20 protein-coding genes are annotated in these 24,080 nt (G+C 67.6%); 11 read left to right on the top strand and 9 right to left on the bottom strand.

Translation table 11 applies throughout. The features are described 5' to 3' along the window. Positions 1–99: 99 nt before the first annotated feature. The 3 genes from ACQPWZ_RS18030 to ACQPWZ_RS18040 are packed head-to-tail and all read left to right on the top strand — an operon-like array spanning position 100 to position 2,210. Positions 100–558 carry a MarR family winged helix-turn-helix transcriptional regulator gene (locus ACQPWZ_RS18030; protein ID WP_356704245.1) on the top strand — a complete coding sequence of 153 codons (459 nt, stop codon included), beginning with the start codon at positions 100–102 and terminating at the stop codon, positions 556–558. A 10-nt stretch (positions 559–568) separates the two neighbouring features. Further along, a complete protein-coding gene (locus tag ACQPWZ_RS18035) occupies positions 569–1,021 on the top strand; it encodes an N-acetyltransferase family protein (RefSeq protein WP_433571855.1) in 453 nt (150 codons plus the stop codon). Between the two features lie 25 nt (positions 1,022–1,046). Continuing rightward, positions 1,047–2,210 (top strand): winged helix DNA-binding domain-containing protein, encoded by a 1,164-nt coding sequence (locus ACQPWZ_RS18040; protein WP_433571856.1) that lies wholly within the window; start codon positions 1,047–1,049, stop codon positions 2,208–2,210. Between the two features lie 66 nt (positions 2,211–2,276). Here ACQPWZ_RS18040 and ACQPWZ_RS18045 read toward each other — a convergent pair whose 3' ends face one another. Both ACQPWZ_RS18045 and dnaB read right to left on the bottom strand, forming a co-directional pair. Continuing rightward, positions 2,277–3,659 carry a serine hydrolase domain-containing protein gene (locus ACQPWZ_RS18045; protein WP_433571857.1) on the bottom strand — a complete coding sequence of 461 codons (1,383 nt, stop codon included), beginning with the start codon at positions 3,657–3,659 and terminating at the stop codon, positions 2,277–2,279. A gap of 106 nt (positions 3,660–3,765) precedes the next feature. Continuing rightward, positions 3,766–5,232, bottom strand: a complete 1,467-nt coding sequence (dnaB, locus tag ACQPWZ_RS18050; protein ID WP_313948944.1) for a replicative DNA helicase — start codon at positions 5,230–5,232, stop codon at positions 3,766–3,768. 442 nt (positions 5,233–5,674) lie between these two features. Here dnaB and ACQPWZ_RS18055 point away from each other — a divergent pair, with 442 nt between their 5' ends. After that, positions 5,675–7,012: an MATE family efflux transporter gene (locus tag ACQPWZ_RS18055; protein WP_433571858.1), complete on the top strand. Its 1,338-nt coding sequence runs from the start codon at positions 5,675–5,677 to the stop codon at positions 7,010–7,012. Between the two features lie 103 nt (positions 7,013–7,115). On the opposite strand, the gene rplI is transcribed toward ACQPWZ_RS18055, so the two are convergent. From rplI to rpsF, 4 genes are all read right to left on the bottom strand, one after another. Continuing rightward, positions 7,116–7,562: a 50S ribosomal protein L9 gene (gene rplI, locus ACQPWZ_RS18060; RefSeq protein WP_313945336.1), complete on the bottom strand. Its 447-nt coding sequence runs from the start codon at positions 7,560–7,562 to the stop codon at positions 7,116–7,118. A 17-nt stretch (positions 7,563–7,579) separates the two neighbouring features. Further along, complete coding sequence (gene rpsR / locus ACQPWZ_RS18065; protein WP_003956534.1) at positions 7,580–7,816, bottom strand: 30S ribosomal protein S18; 237 nt, start codon at positions 7,814–7,816, stop codon at positions 7,580–7,582. A 53-nt stretch (positions 7,817–7,869) separates the two neighbouring features. After that, positions 7,870–8,469: a single-stranded DNA-binding protein gene (locus tag ACQPWZ_RS18070; protein ID WP_340474115.1), complete on the bottom strand. Its 600-nt coding sequence runs from the start codon at positions 8,467–8,469 to the stop codon at positions 7,870–7,872. Positions 8,470–8,543: 74 nt separating this feature from the next. Further along, a complete protein-coding gene (gene rpsF, locus ACQPWZ_RS18075; RefSeq protein ID WP_159689873.1) occupies positions 8,544–8,834 on the bottom strand; it encodes a 30S ribosomal protein S6 in 291 nt (96 codons plus the stop codon). Positions 8,835–9,093: 259 nt separating this feature from the next. On the opposite strand from rpsF, the gene ACQPWZ_RS18080 reads away from it, so the two are divergent. From ACQPWZ_RS18080 to ACQPWZ_RS18090, 3 genes are all read left to right on the top strand, one after another. Next, entirely contained in the window at positions 9,094–9,417 is a 324-nt protein-coding gene (locus ACQPWZ_RS18080) for a hypothetical protein (protein ID WP_313945334.1), read from the top strand. A gap of 217 nt (positions 9,418–9,634) precedes the next feature. After that, a complete protein-coding gene (locus tag ACQPWZ_RS18085) occupies positions 9,635–10,753 on the top strand; it encodes a lipid II:glycine glycyltransferase FemX (RefSeq protein WP_313945333.1) in 1,119 nt (372 codons plus the stop codon). 85 nt (positions 10,754–10,838) lie between these two features. Next, a complete protein-coding gene (locus ACQPWZ_RS18090; protein WP_340474117.1) occupies positions 10,839–11,870 on the top strand; it encodes an alanine racemase in 1,032 nt (343 codons plus the stop codon). 62 nt (positions 11,871–11,932) lie between these two features. Here ACQPWZ_RS18090 and ACQPWZ_RS18095 read toward each other — a convergent pair whose 3' ends face one another. Next, on the bottom strand, positions 11,933–13,438 hold the full coding sequence (locus ACQPWZ_RS18095) for a glycosyltransferase family 87 protein (RefSeq protein WP_340474118.1): 1,506 nt from the start codon (positions 13,436–13,438) through the stop codon (positions 11,933–11,935). Positions 13,439–13,550: 112 nt separating this feature from the next. Beyond that, positions 13,551–16,262, bottom strand: a complete 2,712-nt coding sequence (locus ACQPWZ_RS18100; RefSeq protein WP_433571859.1) for a transglycosylase domain-containing protein — start codon at positions 16,260–16,262, stop codon at positions 13,551–13,553. A 359-nt stretch (positions 16,263–16,621) separates the two neighbouring features. On the opposite strand from ACQPWZ_RS18100, the gene ACQPWZ_RS18105 reads away from it, so the two are divergent. From ACQPWZ_RS18105 to ACQPWZ_RS18115, 3 genes are all read left to right on the top strand, one after another. Then, the gene (locus ACQPWZ_RS18105; protein WP_433571860.1) at positions 16,622–17,338 is read left to right on the top strand and encodes a helix-turn-helix transcriptional regulator; all 717 of its coding nucleotides are present in this window, start codon (positions 16,622–16,624) and stop codon (positions 17,336–17,338) included. Positions 17,339–17,397: 59 nt separating this feature from the next. Then, positions 17,398–18,480 carry an inositol-3-phosphate synthase gene (locus ACQPWZ_RS18110; protein WP_340474120.1) on the top strand — a complete coding sequence of 361 codons (1,083 nt, stop codon included), beginning with the start codon at positions 17,398–17,400 and terminating at the stop codon, positions 18,478–18,480. Between the two features lie 76 nt (positions 18,481–18,556). Continuing rightward, positions 18,557–19,849 carry an MFS transporter gene (locus ACQPWZ_RS18115; RefSeq protein ID WP_356704256.1) on the top strand — a complete coding sequence of 431 codons (1,293 nt, stop codon included), beginning with the start codon at positions 18,557–18,559 and terminating at the stop codon, positions 19,847–19,849. A 107-nt stretch (positions 19,850–19,956) separates the two neighbouring features. Here the strand turns inward: ACQPWZ_RS18115 and ACQPWZ_RS18120 are convergent, their stop codons facing one another. Continuing rightward, positions 19,957–21,399, bottom strand: coding sequence for a CCA tRNA nucleotidyltransferase (locus ACQPWZ_RS18120; protein ID WP_433571861.1), 1,443 nt, complete (start codon positions 21,397–21,399; stop codon positions 19,957–19,959). A gap of 249 nt (positions 21,400–21,648) precedes the next feature. Here ACQPWZ_RS18120 and ACQPWZ_RS18125 point away from each other — a divergent pair, with 249 nt between their 5' ends. Then, positions 21,649–24,042, top strand: coding sequence for a DUF6049 family protein (locus tag ACQPWZ_RS18125; protein ID WP_433571862.1), 2,394 nt, complete (start codon positions 21,649–21,651; stop codon positions 24,040–24,042). Positions 24,043–24,080 lie beyond the last annotated feature (38 nt).

Consider the following 24,080-nt stretch of genomic DNA (forward strand, 5'->3'; position numbering starts at 1 on the left):
CCCCCAGGTCGAGGGAGGGCAGATGATTGCAAACGCGGAATATTGCACGTGTCGTCTATCCTTGACGAGGTAGCCGCTCGGGCTGGAGGAGGAAGACAGATGACCGCGACCGATCCCGCGCTCACCGCGCTCTCCCAGAGCTGGTGTGCTCTGTCGCTGCTCCACGGGAGGATCGAGGCCCACATCGAGCGGGCACTCGAGAGCAAGCACGGCCTGAGCATGCGCGAGTACTCACTCCTCGACGTCCTCAGCCGCCAGCACAGCGGCCCCGGCGGGCACCTCCAGATGAAGCAGGTGGCCGACGCCGTCGTGCTCAGCCAGAGCGCCACGACCCGCCTCGTCACCCGTCTCGAGGACCGCGGCCTGCTGACCCGGTACCTCTGCGACACCGACCGGCGCGGCATCTACACGGACGTGACCGAGACGGGCCTCACCCTGCTTGCCGAGGCTCGCCCCACCAACGATTCGGCGCTGCGCGAGGCTCTCGACGAGGCCGCCAAGGTTCCGGATCTCGCTCCCCTGGTCCGCACCGTCGAGCAACTTCGGGTCCCCGCGTAGTCTGCCGATCATGAGTGATCTGGAGATACGCCCCGCTGCACTCGACGACATCCCGGAGATCGTGGCGATGCTCGCCGACGACCCACTGGGCGCTCAGCGCGAGTCACCGGACGACATGACCCCGTACCACGCGGCGTTCGAGCGCCTTGCCCGGGATCCGAACCAGATCCTCGCTGTGGCCGCCCGCCAGGACCGCGTCGTCGGCACCCTCCAGCTCACGATCATCCCCGGTCTGTCGCGGCGCGGCTCCACCCGGTCGATCATCGAAGGTGTCCGCATCCACGCCGACGAACGCGGCAGCGGCCTCGGCACACGGCTCATCGAGTGGGCGATCGACGAGTCGCGCCGACTGGACTGCCGGCTCGTCCAGCTGACCTCGGACGCTTCCCGGACCGACGCCCGCCGCTTCTACGAGAGGCTGGGCTTCGAGGCGTCCCACATCGGGTTCAAGCTCCAGCTCTGAACAGTTCTCCGCCCAGGGAGTCCGCGTGCATCGGATCAGCGACGAGCAACGCCGTATCCGGCTCGGCCGCCGGCATCGTCTGGCCCCCTCCACACGAGGGGACGACCCGGTGGAGGCAGCGGACGCGGTGGTCGCGCTGCACGCCACCGATGCCGCGACCGTGTTCCTCTCCGCCTGCGCCCGTCTCTCGACGCCGGGTATCGAGGCTGTGGAACAGGCTCTCTACGACGACGTGACGCTGGTCCGGCTGCTCTCCATGCGCCGCACGTTGTTCGCGGTCTCCGCCGAACTCGCGCCGTACGTCGAGGCGTCCACGGCCCACGCCATCGCGGTCAAGGAGCGCAGCACCCTCCTCGCGCATCTGGAGGAGGACGGCGGCGGCCTGGACGCGCGCTGGCTCGCCGAGGCTGAGGAGGCGGTTCTCGCCGCTCTTGTCCGGGGTGGCCCCGCGACGGGCACCCAGCTCTCCGCCGACGTCCCTGCTCTGCGGACGAAGATCACCGTCTTCCCCGGCAAGAAGTACGAGACGGTGCAGGGCGTCGCCACGCGTGTCCTCAGAGTGCTCGCCGCCGAAGGCCGCATTCGCCGCGACCGGCCCCGAGGCTCCTGGACCTCCAGTCAGTTCCACTGGACCGCCGGCCGGACCTGGCCGGCGGTGGATGCGGCTGAGGCTCGCGCCGAACTGGCGCGCCGCTGGCTGCTCGCGTACGGCCCGGCCACCGAAGCGGATCTGAAGTGGTGGACGGGATGGAGCCTCGGCCACGTACGCACGGCGCTGACCGCCGTCGCCGCCGAGAAGGTCGGGCTCGACGGTGGTGCGACCGGCTATGTCGCGCCCGGCGACCTCGGGCCCGACGTCGCGCCGGAGCCCTGGGCGGCGCTGCTGCCGGGACTCGACCCCAGCGCCATGGCCTGGGCGGACCGTGGCTTCCATATCGACGCGGAGCACCGCTCGGCCCTCTTCGACCGGTCGGGCAACATCGGCCCGACGGTCTGGTGGAACGGCCGGATCATCGGTGGCTGGGCTCAACGGCCGGACGGCGAGGTCGTCTGGCGCCTGCTCACCGATGCCGGCCGTGAGGCCACCGCGGCTGTCGAAACGGAAGCCTCCCGGCTGGCGGGCTGGGTGGGCGATGCTCGGATCACGCCCCGGTTCCGTACGCCCCTGGAACGGGAGTTGTCGGCCTAGGCCCCAGTCAGGGCTGCGCCCGTTTCACGTGAAACATCGGCCCGAACTCGCAGAAAGAAGGCTGCCTCACTGCGGCAGTCCGCGCCAGCCGTCCGGGTCCACTCCACCCGGCACCCCGCCCTCCGGCTCGTAGGGCTCCCGGGTGAAGACGAACGACCCCAGGTCGAGATGCAGGACCGTACCGTCCTCCCGACGCACCGCACGCAGGGTCTCGCCGGCGTAGTAGCCGTTCCGGCCGGTCCACGTACCGTCCTCCTCCGCGGTGAACCGGGCTCCCCTGCCGGAGCCCTGCAACGGCAGCAGCTCCAGGCCGCGGTCGGCGAGGAGACGCAGTCCGAAGGAGTAAGTCCCCCAGTACCAGGGCCCGGTCAGCGCCAAGAGCTCCTGATCGACCTCCGGCAGGGGCTTCCAGGGCTCGGGGATACGGGGTTCGGCCTCGGAGACGATGCCGACGAGATCGGCCGCGACAGCCGCTGTGAGCGGCCCTGAAGTGGCATTGGCGAGCGCGACGGCGGCAACCCCGTCGTCGACACTCACCCACAGGCCCGCGACGAAACCGGGCAGCGAGCCTGTGTGCCCCACCAGGGTGCGGCCGTCCTTCCGCACGATCTGCACACCCAGCCCGTAGGTGGCGTCCCAGTCCCCGCTCTCCAGCGGCACGGACGGTGTCCGCATCTCCCGTACCGAGGACTCCCGCAGGACGCGCTCGTCGCCCTCGGCGAGAAAGACGGCGAACCGGCAGAGATCGGTGACGGTCGACCAGAGCTGTCCCGCCGGCGCCATCAGGCCGAGGTCCTCGGACGGTTCGGGCAGCAGCACATCGGCCCAGGGGTGCACAGCCCAGCCGCCGGCATGCGGAGCCTCGGGCTGAGTGATCGTTCGGCTGAGGCCCAGAGGCTCCAGAATCTCCCTCCGCAGCACGTCCTCCCAGGAAGCACCGCGTACCGCCTCGATCAACGATCCGAGCAGCGTGTAGCCGGGATTGGAGTAATGGTGGCGCCGCCCGACAGGGTGCATACGCGACCCCTCACCCAGGACATCGCCGAGATCCGGACGCTGGGTGCCCGGTGTCCGCTCCCACCACGGCGCCGGAGCCTCAGCGCTCAACCCGGCGCTGTGGCCCAGGAGTTGGGCGATCGTCACGTCCCCCACGCCGGTACCCGACAGGTGCTTCTCCAGTGGGTCGCTCAGATCGAGCAGCCCCTCGTCCCGCAGCCTCATCACCAGGACGGCGGTGAACGTCTTGGTGATCGAGCCGATGCGGTACTGGGTGTCGGCGTCCGGACCGTGGCCGTCGACGGAAGTGCGGGATCCCGTCCACGCCAGATGGCCCTCACGCGCCACCCCGGCAACGAACGAGGGCGCCCGCCCTTCGGCCTGGGCGACCGCGATGCGGTGCATCAGAGCCCGCTTCGTGGCGGGGAGGAACTCGATAAAGGGTGAGGTCATGAGGCAGGTCTACCGGCGGCACCCCGCCACGTCGACCGCATTCCCCGGCATTTCGCGACGCGCGGAAGAGGCGACCGAAGGCCCGGCAGGATCCGAACGACAGGCCCTAGGTCTGCGCCATGTCCACGAAACGGGAGTAGTGCCCCTGGAACGCCACGGTGATCGTGGCCGTGGGGCCGTTACGGTGCTTGGCGACGATCAGGTCCGCCTCACCCGCTCGCGGGGACTCCTTCTCGTACGCGTCCTCACGGTGCAGCAGGATCACCATGTCCGCGTCCTGCTCGATGGAGCCCGACTCACGCAGGTCGGAGACCATCGGCTTCTTGTCCGTCCGCTGCTCGGGGCCACGGTTCAGCTGCGAGAGCGCGATCACCGGCAACTCCAGCTCCTTGGCCAGCAGCTTGAGGTTTCGGGACATGTCCGAGACCTCCTGCTGTCGGCTCTCGGCACGCTTGGACCCACCGGACTGCATCAGCTGGAGATAGTCGATGACGACCAGCTTCAGGTCGTTGCGCTGCTTCAGCCGGCGGCACTTCGCCCGGATCTCCATCATGGACAGGTTCGGGGAGTCGTCGATGTAGAGCGGCGCCTGGGAGACATCAGGCATCCGGCGGGCCAGCCGGGTCCAGTCCTCGTCGGTCATCGTCCCGGACCGCATATGGTGCAGCGCCACCCGCGCCTCGGCGGACAGCAGGCGCATCGCGATCTCGTTCCGTCCCATTTCGAGAGAGAAGATCACGCTCGGCAGATTGTTCTTGATGGAGCACGCCCGGGCGAAGTCCAGCGCCAGCGTGGACTTACCCATCGCGGGCCGGGCCGCGATGACGATCATCTGGCCCGGATGCAGACCGTTCGTCAGGGAGTCGAAGTCCGTGAAGCCGGTGGGCACACCGGTCATCTCGCCGCTGCGTGACCCGATCGCCTCGATCTCGTCGAGAGCGCCCTCCATGATCTCGCCGAGCGGGAGATAGTCCTCGCTGGTCCGCTGCTCGGTGACGGCGTAGATCTCGGCCTGGGCGGAGTTGACGATCTCGTCGACGTCGCCGTCGGCCGCGTATCCCATCTGCGTGATCTTGGTGCCGGCCTCCACGAGCCGGCGCAGCACGGCCCGCTCATGGACGATTTCCGCGTAGTACGAGGCGTTCGCCGCGGTCGGCACCGACTGGACGAGCGTGTGGAGATAGGGGGCTCCCCCGACCCGGGTGATCTCGCCGCGCTTGACCAGTTCGGCCGCCACGGTGATCGGGTCGGCGGGCTCACCCTTGGCGTAGAGGTCGAGGATCGCCGTGTAGACGGTCTCGTGGGCGGGCCGGTAGAAGTCGTGGCCCTTGATGATCTCCACGACATCGGCGATCGCGTCCTTGGAGAGGAGCATGCCGCCGAGCACCGACTGCTCGGCATCCAGGTCCTGGGGCGGCACCCGCTCGAACCCGGGACTGCTTCCGTCCCACCCTCCGCTGTCCCTGCCGCGCTCATGCTGATCGTCACGGCCACCACGGTGGTCGTTACGGCGCTGACGGGAAACGGGCAGACGATCGCCAGGGCCGCTGTCCGCCGCCCACGGGTCGTCCAAGGGCTCGGAAATGCTCACCCGGGCCACCTCCTCCCGTCCGCTCCGCGGACCTAGCCGTGCACCACTTTCTACGGCACGGCACTGACAAAACAAGTGGCCCGGCTCCGCTTCCGGCGCGTCGGGCGACGGTCCACGGTAGGCCCGGCGGCACCGTCAGCCAATCTGGTTATCCACAGGCCGTGTGGATGACCGACGAGATGCTGTGGAGAACCCCACAGAACCTGTGCACGGACCGGGGGACAGCACTGTGGACAAAGTTGGCCCCCCCGCGCCACACCACCTCTGAGCTGGCCCTTTTCCGTCCACCGGCTGTGGGGGAGAAAAACTTTCCCGACTGGGCCAAGATCAGAACAAACGGCGCACGGCCGCGTCTCCACAGGATGGGCAAGTAAGGACCTCTAGGCAATTGCATCTCTTACCTGTGGAAGATTACATTGACCCCATGACTCAGGCCCTCAGGGATCCGAAGACGGTCCGGCGACGCCACGACCGAGAGATCGTCTCGCTCGCCGTTCCCGCCTTCGGTGCGCTCGTCGCCGAGCCGCTCTTCGTCATCGTCGACAGTGCCATCGTCGGCCATCTCGGCACCCCGCAACTCGCCGGGCTCGGCGTCGCAGCCGCTCTGCTGATGACCGCCGTGAGCGTCTTCGTCTTTCTCGCGTACGCCACCACGGCCGCCGTCGCACGCCGCGTCGGGGCGGGCGATCTGGCCTCCGCCATCCGCCAGGGAATGGACGGAATCTGGCTGGCACTGCTTCTCGGCGTTGCCGTGGTCGCCGTCACCCTGCCGGCCGCCCCTTGGCTCATCGACATCTTCGGAGCCTCCGACACCGCCGCCCCGTACGCCATCACGTATCTGCGCATATCCAGCCTCGGCATCCCCGCCATGCTGATCGTGCTGGCCGCGACCGGCGTTCTGCGGGGTCTCCAGGACACCCGTACTCCGCTGTATGTGGCGATCGGCGGCTTCGCTGCCAACGCAGCCCTCAACGTCGGCCTGGTCTACGGCGCCGGTCTCGGCATCGCCGGATCCGCCTGGGGCACCGTCATCGCCCAATGCGGCATGGCCGTGGCCTACTTGATCGTGGTCGTTCGGGGGGCACGGAAGCACGGTGCCTCGCTCCGACCCGACACCGCAGGCATACGAGCCAGCGCTCAGGCCGGTGCGCCTCTCCTGGTCCGTACGCTCTCGCTGCGCGCCGTCCTCCTGATCGCGACGGCCGTCGCGGCCCGCCTCGGCGACGCGGAGATCGCCGCCCACCAGATCGTGCTCTCGCTGTGGAGTTTGATGGCCTTCGCCCTGGACGCGATCGCCATCGCGGGCCAGGCGATCATCGGCCGGTATCTCGGCGCCGGTGATGCCGACGGCGCACGTCAGGTGTGCCGCCGCATGGTGCAGTGGGGCATCGCCTCGGGCGTCGTGCTGGGGCTGCTGATCGTCGCCGCCCGCCCGCTCTTCCTCCCGCTGTTCACGGGTGACTCGGTCGTGCACGACACCCTGCTGCCCGTCCTGCTGGTGGTCGCCCTCTCCCAGCCCATTGCCGGCGTGGTCTTCGTGCTGGACGGCGTACTGATGGGAGCGGGCGACGGCCGCTATCTCGCCGGAGCGATGCTGGTGACCTTGGCCGTCTTCGCACCCGTGGCCCTACTCGTTCCCACTCTGGGCGGCGGGCTGACGGCTCTGTGGTGGGCCATGACGCTGATGATGGCCGTACGGATGGTGACACTCTGGCACCGGACGCGGTCGGGCCGCTGGATCGTCACAGGTGCAAGCCGCTGACGAACCCGGCGGATGTTTCACGTGAAACGCGCTGTTTCACGTGAAACGGCGAGAGGGCCGCACCGGAAGGTGCGGCCCTCTGCCGTACTGCTGAGTGCAGTCGTTACGCAGCAACGACCTCGATGCCGAGCTTCGCGGCAACCTCGGGGTGCAGACGCACAGACACCTGGTGCGAGCCCAGGGTCTTGATCGGCGTACCGAGCTCAACGCGACGCTTGTCGACGTCCGGACCACCGGCGGACTTGATCGCCGCAGCGACATCCGCGGGGGTGACCGAGCCGAAGAGGCGGCCGGCGTCGCCGGAGCGAACAGCCAGACGCACCTTCACGCCTTCGAGGCGGGCCTTGATCTCGTTGGCCTGCTCGATGGTCGCGATCTCGTGGATCTTGCGGGCGCGGCGGATCTGCGCCACGTCCTTCTCGCCACCCTTGGTCCAGCGGATCGCGAAACCACGCGGGACCAGGTAGTTGCGAGCGTAGCCGTCCTTGACGTCGACGACGTCGCCGGCGGTGCCGAGGCCGGAGACCTCGTGGGTAAGGATGATCTTCATGGTTCGGTCACCCTTCCTTATCGCGCGGTGGACGTGTAGGGCAGCAGTGCCATCTCACGGCTGTTCTTGACTGCCGTGGCGACGTCACGCTGGTGCTGCGTGCAGTTGCCGGTGACGCGGCGGGCACGGATCTTGCCGCGGTCGGAAATGAACTTCCGCAGCATGTTCGTGTCCTTGTAGTCCACGTACACGGTCTTGTCCTTGCAGAATGCGCAGACCTTCTTCTTCGGCTTGCGCACAGGCGGCTTCGCCATGTGTATCTCCTGTTTGATCAAGAAGTGGGGGTACGAGCTCCCCTGGGGAATCCCTAGAAGGGGGGCTCGTCCGAGTAGCCGCCGCCGGAAGAGCCGCCGGAGCTTCCGCCCCAGCTGCCGCCTCCACCGCCACCCTGCTGCTGGCCGCCGGAGGCCGGCGCGCTGGTGGCCCAGGGGTCGTCGGCGGGAGCACCGCCGCCACCCTGCTGGCCGCCGCTGGAGCCGCCGCCCCAGTTGCCGCCGCCACCCTGCTGCTGACCGCCGCCGTAGCCGCCCTGGCCACCGCGACCGGTGGTCTTGGTGACCTTGGCCGTGGCGTTCTTCAGGCTGGGGCCGACTTCCTCGACGTCCAGCTCGTAGACCGTGCGCTTGACGCCCTCGCGGTCGTCGTAGGACCGCTGCTTGAGCCGGCCCTGCACGACGACGCGCATGCCGCGCGTGAGCGACTCGGCGACGTTCTCCGCCGCCTGACGCCAGACCGAGCAAGTGAGGAAGAGGCTCTCGCCGTCCTTCCACTCATTGGTCTGACGGTCGAAGGTGCGGGGAGTGGACGCGACGCGGAACTTCGCGACCGCCGCACCGGACGGGGTGAAGCGCAGCTCGGGGTCGTCGACGAGATTGCCGACGACCGTGATGACGGTCTCGCCTGCCATGGGTGAACCTCTCGGCGGGGATTGCTTCTGGCTGCTTGCTGCTACTCGAACCCGATGACCTCTGAGCTAGGCGCTCAGTGGGTCTCGGGACGGAGGACCTTGGTCCGGAGGACCGACTCGTTCAGGTTCATCTGGCGGTCGAGCTCCTTGACGACCGCAGGCTCGGCCTGCAGGTCGATGACCGAGTAGATGCCCTCGGGCTTCTTCTTGATCTCGTAAGCGAGACGACGACGGCCCCAGGTGTCGACCTTCTCCACCTTTCCGTTGCCCTCACGGACGACGGAAAGGAAGTTCTCGATCAGCGGGGAGACAGCGCGCTCCTCGAGATCGGGGTCGAGGATGACCATCATTTCGTAGTGACGCATGTAGAACCCACCTCCTTTGGACTCAGCGGCCACGGTCGTTCCGTGGCAGGAGGGTCGTGATGCGTAAGCAACGGTATCCGCCACCACTGACAATCGCGGACGATCGGCTGTGGCCAGGGCAGACACCGGTGCAGACCGTACAGAGTACCTGCAGACGTGCTTCCGGTTGAAATCCGGTGGCCAGGGGACGCAATCTGTACACATCGGGTGTGCGCGGCGCTACGATGCGCCGCCTTCCGGCAACGCCAGGAGGTGCCTCATGGCACAGGCAATGCGACGTCAGTCCAGTGAGTCCGCTGTTTCCCTCTTCGCCACGGACGGCAAGCCCCACCCCCTCCAGGACACCCTGGTGGCGGTGACGCTGGTGCTCGGCGTCCTCGCCTTCGTCACGGCGATGTTCCACAACCTCCATCTGATCAGCTCGTGGGCCGGCCTCATCGGCCTCCTCACGGGTGCGTACGGGCAGTTCATCTCGGCGACGACCCGCGAGCGCTTTGCTTTGATCGTCGGCCTCGGCGCATCGGGTGTCGGCTTCTTCCTCGGCATGGCCCACGGCGGGCTCTTCGGCGGGGTCATCGGGTAGATCCGATCCGAGCGGCGAACCCCCGACACGACAGGCCCTGGCCCGTCCGGAGCAGTCGGCCCGGATCTATCGACGACCCGGACGGGCAGGGCAGCGCTCACGTCACAGGGACGCTGTTCCCCGCAGCCATTCGGGGCGCTCCCCCAGCGCAGTAGGCTTCGGCGCGAGAGCCGGAGCCCCTGACCCATGGGGACACACCTGCCGAGGAGCGCCCCGCATGAGCCTGACCCTGAGGACCATCAGCCGAGAGCAGCATCTGGCGTATATCCAGACACTGCCGTCGGCCAGTCATTGCCAGGTCCCGGCGTGGGCTGATGTGAAGACCGAATGGCGCTCGGAGAACCTGGGCTGGTTCGACAAGAGCGGTGAACTGGTCGGCGTCGGCCTGGTGTTGTACCGCCAGCTGCCCAAGATCAAGCGCTACCTCGCCTATCTGCCCGAGGGCCCGGTCATCAACTGGTACGCCCCGAACCTGGACGACTGGCTTCAGCCGATGCTCGCCCACCTCAAGCAGCAGGGCGCCTTCTCCGTGAAGATGGGTCCGCCGGTCGTCATCCGGCGCTGGGACGCTCCGGCCATCAAGTCGGGTATCCAGGACCCGGACGTGAAGCGTCTGCGCGACGTCGAGGCCTCCCACATCGAGCCACGTGCCTTCGAAGTCGCCGACCGGCTGCGGAAGATGGGCTGGCAGCAGGGCGAGGACGGCGGTGCCGGCTTCGGTGATGTCCAGCCTCGCTACGTCTACCAGGTGCCCCTCGCGAACCGGTCCCTCGACGATGTCCTCAAGGGCTTCAACCAGCTCTGGCGTCGCAACATCAAGAAGGCCGAGAAGGCCGGTGTGGAGGTCGTCCAGGGCGGCTACGACGACCTCGAGGAATGGCAGCGGCTGTACGAGATCACGGCCGTGCGCGACCACTTCAGGCCCCGCCCGCTCTCGTACTTCCAGCGCATGTGGAAGGTGCTCAACTCCGAGGACCCCAACCGCATGCGGCTGTACTTCGCGCGGCACAACGGCGTGAACCTGTCCGCGGCGACGATGCTGGTCGTCGGCGGGCACGTCTGGTACTCCTACGGCGCCTCCGACAACATCGGGCGCGAGGTCCGGCCCTCGAACGCGATGCAGTGGCGGATGCTGCGCGACGCGTACGCCATGGGTGCGACGGTCTACGACCTGCGCGGCATCAGCGACTCGCTGGACGAGACCGACCACCTCTTCGGTCTGATCCAGTTCAAGGTCGGCACCGGCGGCGAAGCCGTGGAGTACGTCGGCGAGTGGGACTTCCCCCTCAACAAGCTGCTGCACAAGGCACTGGACATGTACATGTCGCGCCGCTGACGTGCCCGCGGCCGACCCCGTAACCTCGTAGATCTCGTACATACCTCTGATACACCGCACACACCAGAAAGGTTCCGGGCCGGCCATGGCGCTCTCCCTCTACGTCGACACCGCGCGCTGGCGGGCGCACCAGAAGACCGTGATCGACCACTTCCCCGGTCTCGTACCCGTCTGCAAGGGGAACGGCTACGGCTTCGGTCACGAGCGGCTCTCGGAAGAAGCCTCCCGCTTCGGCTCCGACATGCTGGCCGTCGGGACGACGTACGAGGCGGCCCGGATCAAGGACTGGTTCAGCGGCGATCTCCTCGTCCTCACACCCTTCCGCCGGGGCGAGGAGCCGGTTCCGCTGCCCGACCGCGTGATCCGCTCCGTCTCCTCGGTCGACGGCGTGCACGCCCTCGTCGGCGCCCGCGTCGTCATCGAGTGCATGAGCTCCATGAAGCGCCACGGTGTCTCCGAGCAGGACCTGGGACAGCTCCACTCCGCCATCGAGGACGTACGGCTGGAGGGCTTCGCCCTCCATCTGCCGCTGGACCGCACCGACGGATCCGACGCGGTCGAGGAGGTCATCGGCTGGATGGACCGGCTGCGTGCCGCCCGTCTGCCGCTGCACACCATGTTCGTCAGCCATCTGCGGTCCGAGGAGCAGGCCCGGCTCCAGCAGCAGTTCCCGCAGACCCGGTTCCGCGCCCGTATCGGCACGCGGCTGTGGCTCGGCGACCACGACGCGACCGAGTACCGCGGTGCCGTCCTCGACGTGACCCGTGTGGCCAAGGGCGACCGGTTCGGCTACCGGCAGCAGAAGGCCGCGTCCGACGGCTGGCTCGTCGTCGTCGCCGGCGGCACCTCGCACGGCGTCGGCCTGGAGGCTCCGAAGGCGCTGCACGGTGTGATGCCCCGTGCCAAGGGCGTCGCCCGGGCAGGCCTGGCGACCGTCAACCGGAACCTTTCTCCGTTCGTCTGGGCGGGCAAGCAGCGCTGGTTCGCCGAGCCCCCGCACATGCAGGTCTCGATCCTGTTCGTCCCCTCGGACGCGGACGAGCCGCGGGTCGGCGACGAGTTGGTGGCGCATCTCCGCCACACCACGACCCAGTTCGACCGCCTGGTGGACCGCTGAGCCGGTTCTGAGGGCCGCCCGGGGGCCGCTGACCCTCCGGGCTCCGTGACAGGGTTCCGGCCCTACGACTGGGCTCCGCCGGGCGTTCGAGGCCCCGTTCCCCACTCCACCTTCAGTCCCTCCACCGAGTGCGCCGCATGCCGCGCAGGGCGCGCCGCCTGGCCCACGACGAAGACGTCCTCCGCCCCGTCGAGCACTCCGCCCGACGGGTCGTCCGAGCCGTCCTGCCGCACGCCGTCCCGCTCCGGCATCAGGATGTCCCGCACCACCACGGCGCACAGATAGAGCGTCCCCAGCAGGTGCAGGGCGATCGCCACCTGGTACCCCTCGGGCGGCAGCCCCTGGTGCTTGGTGCTGGTCGTGTAGGCGAGGTACATCCAGATCCCGAGGAAGTACATGACCTCGCAGGCCTGCCAGATCAGGAAGTCGCGCCAGCGCGGCCGTGCCAGCGCGGCGAGCGGGATCAGCCACAGGACGTACTGCGGCGAGTAGACCTTGTTGGTGAGGATGAACGCGGCGACGACCAGGAAGGCGAGCTGGGCGAGACGCGGCCGCCGGGGCGCTCCGAGCGCGAGCGCCGCGATCCCCGCGCAGGCCAGGAGCATGAGCAGCGTCGCGTAGGTGTTCACCTTCTCGACGTCGATGCCTTCGCCGGTGCGCTGGGTGATGATCAGCCAGAACGAGCCGAAGTCGATCTGCCGCTCCTGGCTGAAGGTGTAGAACTTCTTCCAGCCCTCGGGCGCCAGCGCCATCACCGGCAGGTTGACGACGAACCACGCGCCCGCCGCGCCCAGCGCAGCGGTGGCGAACTCTCGCCACTTACCGGCCCGCCAGCACAGCAGAAGCAGAGGGCCCAGCAGAAGTGCGGGATAGAGCTTGGCGGCGGTCGCCAGCCCGATGAGGATGCCGAAGGCCAGCGTCCGGCCGCGGGACCACATCAGCATCGCCGCCGCCGTGAGTGCCACCGCCAGCAGATCCCAGTTGATGGTCGCCGTCAGGGCGAACGCGGGCGCCAGGGCCAGCAGGAGCGCGTCCCACGGCCGACGGCGGTGAGTGCGGGCCACACAGACAGCGATGACCGCCGTGCAGATCATGAGCATGCCTGCGTTGATCATCCAGTAGGCCTGCTCCTGCTGCTGAAGCGAGCCGTCGGCCAGATTCAGCCATGACGCCACCTGCATGAACAGGCCGGTCAGCACCGGATACTCCAGGTACTCCATGTCGCCGGGCAGCCGGTCGAAGTACGGAACGAGTCCCTCCGAGAAGCCGCGCCCCAGGAAGAGATGCGGAATGTCGGAGTAGCAGGCGTGCGTGTACTGCGAGCTGGTGCCCCGGAACCAGGCCCAGTTGTAACAAGGCATCTTCTGCACCATGCCCAGCGCAAACATGCCGATGGCCACCAGTGCCACGACCCGTACGGGCGTCAGATAGCCGCTGCGGACACGCAGGGCCCAGCGGCCGGCCGGACCACCGATCAGCTCGCTGCCGGACGCGGCGACGGAATCCCGCCGGGTGGGCCGGACGTCCGGCCTGTCCTCGTACACGCTCGTCTCTTCTGCGCTGGGCATGGTGCACATCCTGCCGTACGGGAACGGATACGCCGCAGGGCCGCCGCATCGTTACGCACGCTGTGCGTCCCGGCTGCGACGGCCCTGCGGTCACGGAGCTACGGCGGGGGCGCTAGCCCCCTGGGCCCCCGAAGAGGCCTCCGTTGTTGTTGCCGTTGTTGCCACCGTTGCCCGGTGGTGGTGACGTAGTGCTCGTCGGGCCGCCGTCCGACCCTTCGTTGTCGCCTCCGCCGTTGTCCGAACCGCCGGGTTGACCGCCGGTGGCGCCACCCTGCGTACCGCAGGTGATGTCTTCCCACGGGTTGCAGGACTCGGACGGGTCGGGACTCTCACTGGGCGACTCGGACGGCGTCTCGCTCGGCGTCTCGGACGGTGTCTCACTCGGCGTCTCGGACGGCGTGGGGGACGGGCTGACGGCTCCGCCACCCCAGACGGCCTGTCCGAGCGGCTCCGGCTCCGGGAACTTCATGAACTTCTGGCCCTTGAGGGCTTCCTTCATGTACGCCTGCCAGATCTCCGACGGGAACGACGCACCGTGGATCTTCTTCTGGCCACCCGTTCCGAACATCTCGAGGAAGGCGCGCTTGGTGTTCTTCTCGTTGTCGTCGAGGCGGTACATGTCGATCGCGGTCGACAACTGCGGGGTGTAGCCCACGAACCAGGCGGACTTGTTGCCGTCGGTCGTACCGGTCTTGCCCGCGACCTCACGGCCCGGCAGCCGCGCGTTCCGGCCGGTGCCCTCTTCGTCCTCGACGACGTCCTTGAGCACATCGGTCACGTTGTTGGCGACGGCCGGAGTGAACTTCCCGACGGGGTCGTCCTTGTGCTCGTAGATCGTCTTGCCCTCCCGCTTCACCTCCTTGACGGAGTACGGGGCACGCTGCTCGCCCTCGGCCGCGAAGGTTGCGTAGGCGCCGGCCATGCGGATGGCGCTGGGGGAGGAGATACCGATCGAGAACGAGGGAACGTCCGACTTGTTGAGCGAGGTCTCGAGAAGACCCGCGTCGATGGCGGACTGGCGGACGACGGGGATACCGACGTCCATGCCGAGCTGCACGAAGGGCGAGTTCGCGGAGTGGATCATGGCTTCGCGCAGGGTGATGTTCTTGTAGGACTCATCACCGTCGTTGGTCTGCAGCCACTCCTTCCCCTCCTCGTTCTGCCACACCGATCCGTCGTAGTTCTTGATCTTGAGCTTGTTCTGGCCGTTGTAGATGCTCTTGTCGGGGTCGACGAGCGTGCGTTCGTCGCTGCCCTGGTCCGCGCCGCCCTGCGGGTCGCGCACACCGTCGCGCATCGCCGCCGCCAGGACGAACGGCTTGAAGGTCGATCCGACCTGGGCACCGGTCTCGTTGGCGTTGTTGGTGAAGTGCTTGGTCGCGTCCTCGCCGCCGTAGATCGCCACGATCGCACCGGTCCTCGGGTCCACCGAGGCGCCGCCGAACTGGACGTGGGTGTCCGTCTCCGGCCGCTTGTCGGGCTTGATGTTGGCCGCGCGGACCTTCTTCACCGCCTTCTCGAGCTCATCGACCTTTTTCCTGTCGAAGGTGGTGCGGATCTCGTAGCCGCCGCGCGCCAGATCGTTCGCGTCGATGTTCTCGTGGTTGTTGAGGAAGTTCGACTTGGCGAGATCGACCAGATAGCCGACCTGGCCCCCGAGCTTCGCCCCCTTGGAGATGGACTGGGGCATGGGGAACTTGGGGTACTCCGCCCGCTTGGCGGCGGGCAGACGCTTGTCCTTGACCATCTCGTTCATGATCCAGTCCCAGCGTTCCGTCGCGCGGGCCAGATTGGCCTGCGGCGTCGCCGCGGGGTCGATGTCCACGGAACCGGCCGGATCGAAGTACGTCGCACCCTTGAGCAGCGAGGCGAGGAAGGCACACTCGCTGGGGTTCAGGTCCTTGGCGTTCTTGCCGTAGTACGTGCGGGCCGCGGCCTGGATGCCATAGGCACCGCGGCCGTAGTACGAGGTGTTCAGATAGCCGGCCATGATGTCGGGCTTGTCCATGTCGGTGCCGACACGGATGGAGATGAACAGCTCCTTGAACTTACGGCTCAGCGTCTGCGACTGGTCGCCGAGCCGCGCGTTCTTCACGTACTGCTGGGTGATGGTGGAACCACCCTGGGTCTGGCCACCCTTCGCCATGTTCACCAGGGCCCGGCCGATGCCCATGGGGTCGATCCCCGAGTCGGTCTCGAAGCTCTTGTTCTCCGCCGAGATCACGGCGTTCTGCATGGCTTTCGGGATCTCTCCGATCCCGACGATCTGGCGGTTGATCTCCCCACCGGTGGCGGCCATCTGCTTGCCGTCGGCCCAGTAGTAGACGTTGTTCTGCGCCTCGGCGGTCTTGCTCGGGTCGGGGACCTCCACCATCGCGTAGGCGATGGTGGCCGCCGCCATGAGGCTGCCGAGGAAGCCGATGCACAACCCGGTGACGAGCTTCCACGAAGGAACCCAGCGTCGCCATCCGTACTTGTTGTGGCGCGGATAGTCGATCAGGCGCTTCTTGCCGGGGCCTCCACCGCCCCTGCCGGGCCCTTCATGGCCCCCGCCACCGCCGCCACCGCGTCGACCACCGCCGCGGCCGCCGTGCCCGGCGCCCGCGGCTTCGTCGACGCGCCGGCGGCTGCCACCACGCTGTGCGGCGCGGCGAGCCTCGGCCCGGCCACCATAAGTCCGCTCCTCACCGTACGAAGCGGAGGGAGATTCCGAGCCGGTGCCCCGGGGGGCTGCGCGGCGGCCAGTGGGCTGCTGGGCGGCGCGCCTGGCAGCCGCACGCCCGCCACCTTGCGGCTGCGGCGGTTTGCGACGGTGCTCGCTCATCGAACGACTACTCCTCGGGCAGGCGATTCGCCTGGAAGCGGCAGTTGAGTTCCGGTCCCCCCGAAATGGATACGGACCAGCTCCCGAAAGAGCTCATCCGCTGCGCATCCACGGCGAGGACGCACACAGGCGTCTCATGGTTCCCGGTGGTCTGCATGCCGCACAGACTACGCACGGTCAAAACCCACCTAGCAATGAAGTTCACCCCAAATCAGGCAAGTTGCCTGCTGTGAATTGATGATGTGACGCCGTTCACGATGACCCCCCTTGTCGCAGGAGGCACACGGGCCTATCGTGCTGATGTATCGAGTCGATACATCAGCACGACATAAACGACCGGGATGGCGAAGGAGGCATCGGTGAGCAGGCGCTCCGGCATCCTCGAGTTCGCCGTCCTCGGTCTGCTCCGTGAAGCCCCGATGCATGGCTATGAGCTGCGTAAACGGCTCAATACATCGCTGGGGATCTTCCGCGCCTTCAGCTACGGAACCCTCTACCCCTGCCTCAAGACGCTGGTCGCCAACGGCTGGTTGATCGAGGAACCGGGAAGTGCTCCCGAGGATGCTCTCGCCGCGTCACTCGCAGGGCGCCGCGCCAAGATCGTCTACCGGTTGACGGCAGAAGGTAAGGAGCACTTCGAGGAGCTGCTCTCGCACACCGGCCCGGACACCTGGGAGGACGAGCACTTCGCTGCTCGCTTCGCCTTCTTCGGGCAGACGGAGCGCGAGGTGCGGATGCGAGTGCTGGAAGGCCGTCGCAGCAGGCTGGAGGAGCGCCTGGAGAAGATGCGCGCCTCCCTCGCCCGCACACGGGAGCGCCTCGACGACTACACCCTTGAGCTTCAGCGGCACGGCATGGAGTCCGTGGAGCGCGAAGTGCGCTGGCTGAACGAGCTCATCGAGAGCGAGCGAGCGGGGCGGGGCCGGCAACAGTCCTCCCCCGAGAGCACAGCTCAGCAGGACAGCACATCTGGAGCGACGGGCGGCCTGCCCCGGTACGGGAGTGCCGAGTCGTCCGGGGGATCCTCCCCCGGGCCCTCCACTCCGCCGGATCCGTCCGACGACACCACCAAGTGAGACCCCGCGGTCCGCAGGGTCTCATCCGGAATACCGAGATCACACAGGGAGCAACCGGAATGGGTTCGGTTCGCGTAGCCATCGTCGGCGTGGGCAACTGCGCCGCCTCGCTGGTGCAGGGCGTCGAGTACTACAAGGACGCCGACCCGGCCGGCAAGGTGCCGGGTCTGATGCACGTGCAGTTCGGCGATTACCACGTCGGTGACGTGGAGTTCGTGGCCGCCTTCGACGTGGACGCCAAGAAGGTCGGCCTCGACCTGGCGGACGCCATCGGCGCCAGCGAGAACAACACCATCAAGATCTGCGACGTGCCGAACACCGGCGTCACCGTGCAGCGCGGCCACACCCTCGACGGCCTGGGCCTGTACTACCGCCAGACCATTGAGGAGTCCGCCGAGGCTCCGGTCGACATTGTCCAGATCCTCAAGGACAAGCAGGTCGACGTCCTGATCTGCTACCTGCCCGTCGGTTCCGAGGACGCTGCGAAGTTCTACGCGCAGTGCGCCATCGACGCCAAGGTCGCCTTCGTCAACGCTCTCCCGGTCTTCATCGCCGGCACCAAGGAGTGGGCGGACAAGTTCACCGAGGCCGGCGTCCCGATCGTCGGTGACGACATCAAGTCTCAGGTGGGTGCCACCATCACGCACCGCGTGATGGCGAAGCTGTTCGAGGACCGCGGTGTCCGTCTTGAGCGCACCATGCAGCTCAACGTCGGCGGCAACATGGACTTCAAGAACATGCTGGAGCGCGACCGCCTCGAGTCCAAGAAAATCTCGAAGACGCAGGCCGTCACCTCGCAGATCCCCGACCGTGAGCTGGGCGAGAAGAACGTCCACATCGGTCCGTCGGACTACGTGGCCTGGCTGGACGACCGCAAGTGGGCGTACGTACGCCTCGAGGGCCGTGCCTTCGGTGACGTTCCGCTGAACCTGGAGTACAAGCTCGAGGTCTGGGACTCCCCGAACTCCGCGGGTGTCATCATCGACGCCCTGCGCGCCGCGAAGATCGCCAAGGACCGGGGTATCGGTGGCCCGATCCTCTCCGCGTCCTCGTACTTCATGAAGTCCCCGCCGGTGCAGTACTTCGACGACGAGGCCTACGCCAACGTCGAGAAGTTCATCAAGGGCGAGGTCGAGCGCTAAGCGTTCAACCGATGGTCTGCCGAGGGTCCCCGGGTTATCCGCCCGGGGACCCTCAGCGTATGTGAGGCTTGATCACATGCCCGTCGTACGTGATCTGCGCGTACTCCTGCGCCTGACCGACTTTCGCCGACTGCTCACGGTCCGGCTGCTCTCCCAGGCAGCCGACGGTGTCTACCAGGTCGCGCTTGCCACGTACGTCGTCTTCTCCCCCGAGAAGCAGACCTCCCCGGCCGCCATCGCTTCCGCCATGGCCGTCCTGCTGCTGCCGTACTCCCTGATCGGCCCGTTCGCCGGAGTCCTGCTGGACCGTTGGCAGCGTCGGCAGGTCTTCCTCTACGGAAATCTGCTGCGGGCGCTGCTCGCCTCCTGCACCGCGCTGCTGATCCTCGCCTCCGTGCCCGACTGGCTGTTCTACGCCTCTGCTCTGTCGGTCACCGCGGTCAACCGCTTCGTCCTGGCCGGTCTCTCCGCCGCCCTGCCACGGGTCGTCGACGCGGACCGGCTCGTCATGGCCAACTCCCTCTCACCCACCGCCGGCACGCTCGCGGCGACAGCCGGCGGAGGACTCGCCTTCGCCGTACGGCTGCTGTCCGACAACTCCGACGCCGTGGTGGTCCTGCTTGGCGCCGCGCTCTATCTGTGCTCTGCTCTCGCCTCACTCCGGATGGGCCGCCAACTGCTCGGACCGGACCAGGAGTTGCAGCAGCGCCGACTGCTCTCCGCGATCGCCTCCACGGCACGCGGCCTGGCGAGCGGAGTACGGCATCTGGCGAGCCGCAAGCCCGCGGTGCGGGTCCTGATCGCCATGACCCTGATGCGGTTCAGCTACGGGGCATTGACGGTCATGGTTCTGATGCTGTGCCGGTACGCCTGGTACGAGGACGAGAAGGACGGCCTCGCTCTGCTTGGTATCGCCATCGCCGTCTCGGGTGCCGGCTTCTTCGCGGCGGCTGTCGTGACGCCATGGGCCGTCGAAAAGCTCGGAACCTACGGCTGGCTCGTGGCCTGCGCCGGGACAGCCGCCGTACTGGAGCCGGCTCTGGGGCTGCCATTCGCCCCCGTGCCCATACTGGTCGCGGCGTTCGTCCTGGGACTCATCACTCAAGGCGCGAAGATCACGACGGACACCGTGATCCAGACATCGGTGGACGATGCCTATCGCGGCCGCGTCTTCTCGCTCTACGACGTTCTGTTCAATGTGGCGTTCGTGGGCGCTGCCGCCGTCGCGGCACTGATGTTGCCGCCCGATGGCCGCTCGATCCATCTGGTGCTTCTCGTGTCCCTCATCTACGCGGCCATCGCCGCAGCGATGGCCCGCTGGAACCGGGTGGACGCGGCACCGCAGGGGTCCAATCCCCTGCGGCCATAACAAAGGGACGATGTTTCACGTGAAACATCGCCCCTCATCGCACCGCCCGGCTCGATGTTTCACGTGAAACATCGAGCCGCTTCACGGTCGGGCTCGCGTCAGGGAGCTCAGTCCTGCGTCGCCCACCATTCCTTCAGGGCTGCCACGGCGGCGTCTTCCTCCATCGGGCCGTTCTCCAGCCGAAGCTCCAGGAGGAACGCGTACGCCTTGCCAATCACCGGCCCGGGACCGACCCCCAGGACCTCCTGGATCTGGTTGCCGTTCAGGGCGGGCCTGATGGCGTCCAGCTCCTCCTGCTCCTTCAGCTGCTCGATCCGCTCTTCGAGTCCGTCGTAGGTCCGGGACAGGGCGGCGGCCTTGCGCTTGTTACGGGTCGTGCAGTCGGAGCGGGTCAGCTTGTGGAGCCGACTGAGGAGCGGTCCCGCATCCCGGACGTAGCGACGCACGGCCGAGTCGGTCCACTCGCCGGCTCCATAGCCGTGGAACCGCAGATGCAGCTCCACAAGGCGCGAGACATCCCTCACCATCTCGTTGGAGTACTTCAGCGCGGTCATCCGCTTCTTGGTCATCTTCGCGCCCACCACCTCGTGGTGATGGAAAGAGACCCCGCCGTCCTTCTCGAAGCGCCGCGTCCGGGGCTTCCCGATGTCATGGAGCAACGCGGCCAGCCGCAGGATGAGATCCGGGCCGTCCTCCTCCAGATCGATGGCCTGTTCCAGAACCGTCAGGGAGTGCTCGTAGACATCCTTGTGCCGGTGGTGCTCATCGCTCTCCAGTCGCAGCGCGGGCAGCTCGGGCAGGACCCGCTCAGCCAGGCCGGAATCGACGAGCAGGGCCAGCCCCTTGCGGGGGTGGGCGGAGAGGATGAGCTTGTTCAGCTCCTCCCTCACTCGCTCGGCGGAGACGATGTCGATGCGCTCGGCCATGCCCTTCATCGCCGTGACGACCTCGGGGGCCACCTCAAAGTCCAGCTGCGCGGCGAAGCGGGCGGCCCGCATCATGCGCAGCGGGTCGTCGGAGAAGGACTCCTGCGGCGTTCCTGGTGTGCGCAGCACGCGTGCAGCCAGATCCTCCAGGCCGTGGTGCGGGTCGATGAACTCCTTCTCCGGCAGCGCCACAGCCATCGCGTTCACCGTGAAGTCACGACGGACCAGGTCGTCCTCGATGGAATCGCCGTAGGACACCTCGGGCTTGCGGGAGGTCGTTTCGTACGCCTCGGAGCGGTAGGTCGTGACCTCGATCTGGTAGCCGTCCTTCTGGGACCCGACCGTGCCGAAGGCGATACCCACGTCCCATACCGAATCGGCCCAGGGGCGAATGATCTTCAGGACATCCTCGGGGCGGGCGTCCGTGGTGAAGTCCAGATCATTGCCGAGCCGGCCGAGCAACGCGTCCCGGACCGAGCCGCCGACAAGGGCGAGGCTGAACCCGGCCTCCTGGAAGCGACGGGCGAGGTCATCGGCAACGGGCGCTACACGGAGTAGTTCCGTCACCGCACGGCGTTGCACCTGGCTCAGGGCGTTGGGGTTGTCTTCATTGGCGTTCGGCACAACAGAAGAGGGTACGTGCCCTCGCCGGGCTCGGTGCGCCTGTTTATGGGCCGCTCGCCCGGTCACCATGGCGCTCCCCGGCCGTGGGCCGATGATCGGCTTCTCGCCGGACTCCATGGAGTCCCCACAGTTCCTTGCGATCTTGTGAGGCACTCCGCGGCACTTCGACACAGCGGACCTCGTTACCATGCGTGGACGCACTGAGTGACAACGACCGACGGCATCAGACGACGAGGGACGGACGAGCGCGTGACGGAGGCGGCAGACTTCCAGGGGATGACTTCTCCTGCCCGCCGGTGGTTGCGGCGCACAGCCTCCATGATCGCCGGCGCTCCGCTCGTGGCCGGGCTCCTCATCGGACCGGCCGCTCCTTCGGCGCACGCCGACGAGGACGCCACCGGCTCGAACATGGTGGATGTGTCCATCGACACGATGACGCCGACCGCCCCGGGACCGAACGACAAGATCACTATCTCCGGAACGGTCACCAATGAGGGCAAGCAGACCGTGACGGACGCCGAGATCGGCGTGCGAATCGGGCCGCAGCTCGAAGGCAGGAATGCCATCGACCGTGCCGCCGACCGGACCGGCTTCATCGACGGCGCCGACGGCTCCCGGGTCGACGCCAAGTTCGCGGCGAAGCTTCCCAAGCTCGTCTCCGGCATCAGCCGGGAGTTCTCGCTCACCGTCCCCGTCAGTGAGCTGAACCTCGACGAGGACGGCGTCTATCAGCTCGGTGTGGCTCTCGAGGGCCGGACTCCCGACGAGCCCTTCGATCAGGTGCGGGGTATCGAGCGGACCTTCCTGCCCTGGCAGCCGGAGGCCACCGAGAAGAAGACTCAGTTCACCTATCTCTGGCCGCTGATCTCGTCGACCCACCTGACGTCGGAGACGGGCTCGGACGAGCAGCAGACGCCGGTCTTCGAGGACGAGGCGCTGGCCAAGGAGCTTGCGCCCGAGGGAAGGCTGGGACAGCTCGTCAGCCTCGGCAGTGAACTGCCCGTCACCTGGGTCATCGATCCGGACCTTCTGGCCACCGTCGATGCGATGACCAGGAACTACCGGGTCAAGAGCGGTACGACCACGGTCGCCGGCAAGAACCAGGCCGTCGCCAAGCAGTGGCTGAACGCGGTGGAGGCGGCCGTCCAGGGGCGCAAGGTCATCGCGCTGCCGTTCGCGGATCCCGATCTCGCCTCGCTGGCCCATCGCGGCAAGAACGTCTCGGGCTCCCTCAGTCACCTGCAGCCGGCCACAGTGGTCGCGGAGAAGACCGTCGAGACGATCGTCCATGTGAAGCCGTCCGTCGACTTCGCGTGGCCCGTCGACGGAGCGATCGATTCGTCGATCGTGGATGTCGCCACCTCGGCCGGCGCCCACAAGGTCATCGCCCGCAGCGACAGCCTGCGCGACGATCTGGCGTACACGCCCACGGCGGCACGGCCGATCGGTGGCGGTACGACGGCTGTGGTGGCCGACGCCCGGCTCTCCAAAGCCTTCGAGGGCAACATGCTGGACTCCGGCAACTCCACACTCGCGGTCCAGAAGTTCCTCGCCCAGACCCTGGCCGTGACCCGCCAGGACCCGGACAACCAACGAAACATTGTCGTCGCCCCGCAGCGCAGGCCCAGCGCCTCCCAGGCGCAGTCCATGGCTCGCGCGATCGCGGCCCTCGACGGTCAGCGCTGGACCCAGCCGCTGGACCTGGTCGCGGCGGCGGGCGTCAAGCCCGATGCCGACGCCACGACGAAGGTGCCCGCCACGTCGCGATACCCCGGACAGCTCCGGGAGCAGGAACTGCCGGTCCGGGCGTTCGAGGACATCCGCACCACCCAGAGCGGGCTCGACAACTTCACGGTCATCCTGACGCTGGAGGACCGGGTGGCGGCCCCCTTCGGCAGGTCCATCGACCGGGAGATGTCCACCTCCTGGAGAGGGCTGCCTGAGGAGGCGCAGCTCTATCGCGACAGCGTGCGGAGCAACCTCCAGGTGCTCACCGCGCAGGTGAAGCTGATCGAGAAGTCGCAGGTCACACTGTCGGGGCGGAGTGCGACCATTCCCGTCACCGTGCAGAACAGGCTGGTCCAGGGCATCGACGGCCTGGTCCTGCGTCTCAGCTCGGACAACGCCACCCGCCTGAGCCTCGACGACGACAACGCCATCGCGGAGCGGCCGATCAAGGTCGAGGGCGGGCACAGCCAGTCGGTGAAGTTCGACGCCGCGGCCAATGCGAACGGTCCGGTGAAGATGACGGCGCAGCTCTACACCGAGGACGGCAAGCCGTACGGCGAGAAGATGCAGTTCACGGTGAAGGTCTCGGAGATCACCCCCACCGTGATGCTCGTCATCGCCGGCGGTGTTCTGCTGCTGGTCCTCGCCGGGGTCCGTATGTACAGCCAGCGCAAGCGGTCGGCCTCCCAGGAGCCGGTCGCTGCCGACGGCGAAGGCTCCGACGGCGGAGATGGCGGCGACGATGGTTCCGCAAGCGCGGAGCCCACTCCGGACGGGGGTGACGCACCCGATGAGCCCACAGGGCCCGGGGGTGACATCGCCGACCCGGATCCCGGGCAGGCGAGTGACCCGACGCCGGACACCGGACGGGAAAGCGACAACCCGTCGAGTACGGGTGAGAAAGTGGACCGTTGAGCGATGTCGTGGCCGGTCGGCCGGGGACGATGAGGTGG

The sequence above is a fragment of the Streptomyces sp. CA-251247 genome (genome assembly GCF_050952975.1).
Taxonomy (GTDB): Bacteria; Actinomycetota; Actinomycetes; order Streptomycetales; family Streptomycetaceae; genus Streptomyces; species Streptomyces achmelvichensis.

Bases quoted from the DNA above. Each gene is read 5' to 3' on its own strand.
- ACQPWZ_RS18030 (WP_356704245.1), top strand. From the start codon at position 100: ATGACCGCGACCGATCCCGCGCTCACCGCGCTCTCCCAGAGCTGGTGT.
- rplI (WP_313945336.1), bottom strand. From the start codon at position 7,562: ATGAAGATCATCCTTACCCACGAGGTCTCCGGCCTCGGCACCGCCGGC.
- ACQPWZ_RS18110 (WP_340474120.1), top strand. From the start codon at position 17,398: ATGGGTTCGGTTCGCGTAGCCATCGTCGGCGTGGGCAACTGCGCCGCC.
- ACQPWZ_RS18080 (WP_313945334.1), top strand. From the start codon at position 9,094: ATGGCACAGGCAATGCGACGTCAGTCCAGTGAGTCCGCTGTTTCCCTC.
- rpsF (WP_159689873.1), bottom strand. From the start codon at position 8,834: ATGCGTCACTACGAAATGATGGTCATCCTCGACCCCGATCTCGAGGAG.
- ACQPWZ_RS18085 (WP_313945333.1), top strand. From the start codon at position 9,635: ATGAGCCTGACCCTGAGGACCATCAGCCGAGAGCAGCATCTGGCGTAT.
- ACQPWZ_RS18090 (WP_340474117.1), top strand. From the start codon at position 10,839: ATGGCGCTCTCCCTCTACGTCGACACCGCGCGCTGGCGGGCGCACCAG.
- rpsR (WP_003956534.1), bottom strand. From the start codon at position 7,816: ATGGCGAAGCCGCCTGTGCGCAAGCCGAAGAAGAAGGTCTGCGCATTC.
- ACQPWZ_RS18045 (WP_433571857.1), bottom strand. From the start codon at position 3,659: ATGACCTCACCCTTTATCGAGTTCCTCCCCGCCACGAAGCGGGCTCTG.
- ACQPWZ_RS18070 (WP_340474115.1), bottom strand. From the start codon at position 8,469: ATGGCAGGCGAGACCGTCATCACGGTCGTCGGCAATCTCGTCGACGAC.
- ACQPWZ_RS18035 (WP_433571855.1), top strand. From the start codon at position 569: ATGAGTGATCTGGAGATACGCCCCGCTGCACTCGACGACATCCCGGAG.
- ACQPWZ_RS18115 (WP_356704256.1), top strand. From the start codon at position 18,557: ATGCCCGTCGTACGTGATCTGCGCGTACTCCTGCGCCTGACCGACTTT.
- ACQPWZ_RS18095 (WP_340474118.1), bottom strand. From the start codon at position 13,438: ATGCCCAGCGCAGAAGAGACGAGCGTGTACGAGGACAGGCCGGACGTC.
- ACQPWZ_RS18100 (WP_433571859.1), bottom strand. From the start codon at position 16,262: ATGAGCGAGCACCGTCGCAAACCGCCGCAGCCGCAAGGTGGCGGGCGT.
- ACQPWZ_RS18055 (WP_433571858.1), top strand. From the start codon at position 5,675: ATGACTCAGGCCCTCAGGGATCCGAAGACGGTCCGGCGACGCCACGAC.